The organism is Psychrobacter sp. NPDC064578, from assembly GCF_044901245.1.
Classification (GTDB): domain Bacteria; phylum Pseudomonadota; class Gammaproteobacteria; order Pseudomonadales; family Moraxellaceae; genus Psychrobacter; species Psychrobacter cibarius_C.
The window spans coordinates 1-2,487 of record NZ_JBJDPI010000019.1 but is presented as its reverse complement, the minus strand read 5'-3'; the positions used below and the strand labels follow the sequence as shown (position 1 = coordinate 2,487).

Below are 2,487 nucleotides of genomic sequence, written 5' to 3'. Positions count from 1 at the left end.
TTATTTTCCTCTCGTGCGCAGACCAGCGTTAAAGCCCGCCCTACTTTACCAGCCGCATCAACGAGTTGGCAAAAAAGCGCAAGCCGTGGTCTAAGTTCTAAAAATCGCCGTGCTTCTATACCGCCGTGGGTCATCAACACGGGCAGCCTCATTATTATGGGGCTTTTGGTGTTATTAAGCTTATCAATTGGTGTGGCTGATTTTTCGTGGTCAGGTATATTTCACAGCCTTATCAACCATAGCGCCAACTCCGACAGCTCACTGCTACTGGTCAGTCGCCTACCGCGTACCATCGCTATTATCTTGACCGGTGTTTCCATGGCAGTTGCTGGGATGATTATTCAAGTGGTGCTCAAAAACCGCTTCGTTGAGCCATCGATGGTCGGTGCAACTCAAAGCGCCGCACTGGGATTATTGGTGGTTAGCCTGCTATTTCCAGCTAGTGCGCTCATAGTAAAAATGGGTGTCGCAACCATCGCAGCGGTATTTGGCATGATGCTGTTTATGCTACTGATCCACCGCATTCCGCCGACGGATTTTTTAATGATCCCACTGATTGGTATCGTCTTCGGTGGCATTATAGAGGCAGTGACGACCTTTATCGCCTATCAAACAGAATCGTTACAGATGCTCAGCGTTTGGCAATTTGGTGATTTCTCTGGCGTCTTAGCAGGTCGTTACGAGCTGCTATGGCTGACGGGCGGATTGTGCGTGCTGGCGTATATCATTGCTGACAAGCTGACCATCGTCGGTTTGGGTGACAATATCGCACTCAATTTAGGCATCAGCAAACGACAAGTGACGTGGGTTGGCGTTGGTATGGTGGCGATGATGAGTGCAGTTGTCGTTGTCACCGTTGGCATGATTCCTTTTATTGGTTTGGTCGTGCCTAATATCGTCAGCCGATTGATGGGGGATAAATTGCGCCGTAGCTTACCAGCGGTGGCATTATTGGGCGCTTCGGCAGTGCTATTGTGCGATATTATTGGACGCTCGATTCGCTATCCATTTGAAGTGCCTGTGGCAACGGTTTTTGGGGTGGTCGGTACGGTACTGTTTTTATGGCTATTATTACGTGCGCCTGCTGAACAATAAAATAACTCGCCATAAAGTTTTTTATTCATAACGACTGATCAAACCTCTTTGCCTCTTCTCTTTCTTTTATCTTTGTTTTGTCTGATTAGATAAGCCTAGCACTATAGGATTTACGCATGTTTTCACCGTCTAAGCCTAGCGCCGCAGCCAATAACACTCTAGATGACAGTGCTTCAGAAAATAAAGACAAAACTACTTTTGGACAAAGTTGTGTTGCGCGACTCTGGACATTTATAGCTGGTCACCCAAAATCCATTGCCGCTATCATATTGCTGATCTCAACCATCCTATTTTTGACAGTCAACGTCAACGGCCATTGGGACTTTGCGCTACCACTGCGAGGTAAAAAGTTACTGGCGTTAATGGTCGTCGGTTATGCGATTGGCGTATCGACCTTATTGTTTCAAACCTTGACGCACAACCCTATCCTGACGCCATCACTGTTGGGTTTTGACTCGCTATATGTTTTATTACAAAGCCTGTTGGTTTTCTTTTTGGGCGCAATAAGCTTTACCAGTATCAATCCTCTTGCCAAATTCACCCTTGAAATTGTTTTAATGTTTGGCGCGTCATTATTATTATTTAAGCTGCTGTTTTCAAAAAGTAGTCAAGATTTGACGCGACTGATATTGGTCGGCGTTATCTTTGGGGTATTGTTTCGTAGCTTATCGGCGCTGATTGCACGGCTAATTAATCCTGATGATTTCGTCGTTGTGCAATCTGCCAGTTACGCGCAATTTAATACGGTCAATCCGCAGCTGCTTGGTATCAGCATTGTTATCTGTGCCATTAGCGCGCTATTTATCTGGCGCTGGCGTTATCAATGTGACGTATTGATGCTTGGCAAATCACAAGCCATTAACCTCGGTATCAATTATCAACGCCTAGCGTTTGGACTATTAACGGTCATTGCGGTATTGGTCGCCACGGCAACCTCATTGGTCGGTCCAGTGACTTTCTTTGGTCTGTTAGTTTGTGCGCTAACCAATCGTATCGCTCGCCATATGTATCACAGCGAGCGTCTGATATTGGTCTGTTTGGTGGCGATGATTTGCTTGGTACTCGGTCAGACGATATTTGAGCAACTATTGGGCATGGCAGGGGTACTATCGGTGGTCATTGAATTGGCTGGTGGTTTGGTATTCTTAATATTGATTTTTATGACTCAGCGTCGTTAAGACCGCGATTATTTAGTAACCATTAACCTAGTAGCCAATTATCTAATTGGCCATTGATATAGTAATGAAAAATTAGATCCTTTGTAAAAATAAGAACCACTATGATTAAACTTAATAACATCTCGCACCATATTGGCAAACAGCAAATTCTTCATGACATTACGTTGTCATTACCAAGCGCACAGGTGATTGCCTTGATTGGTCCCAATGGCGC

Annotated in this window: 2 protein-coding genes; both read left to right on the top strand. The window is 45.2% G+C overall.

The window, feature by feature from the left end:
* The first annotated feature begins 117 nt into the window (after positions 1-117).
* Complete coding sequence (locus ACI2JM_RS14460; protein ID WP_198329510.1) at positions 118-1,095, top strand: iron chelate uptake ABC transporter family permease subunit; 978 nt, start codon at positions 118-120, stop codon at positions 1,093-1,095.
* A gap of 116 nt (positions 1,096-1,211) precedes the next feature.
* Positions 1,212-2,273 (top strand): iron chelate uptake ABC transporter family permease subunit, encoded by a 1,062-nt coding sequence (locus ACI2JM_RS14455; protein ID WP_083475688.1) that lies wholly within the window; start codon positions 1,212-1,214, stop codon positions 2,271-2,273.
* Positions 2,274-2,487 lie beyond the last annotated feature (214 nt).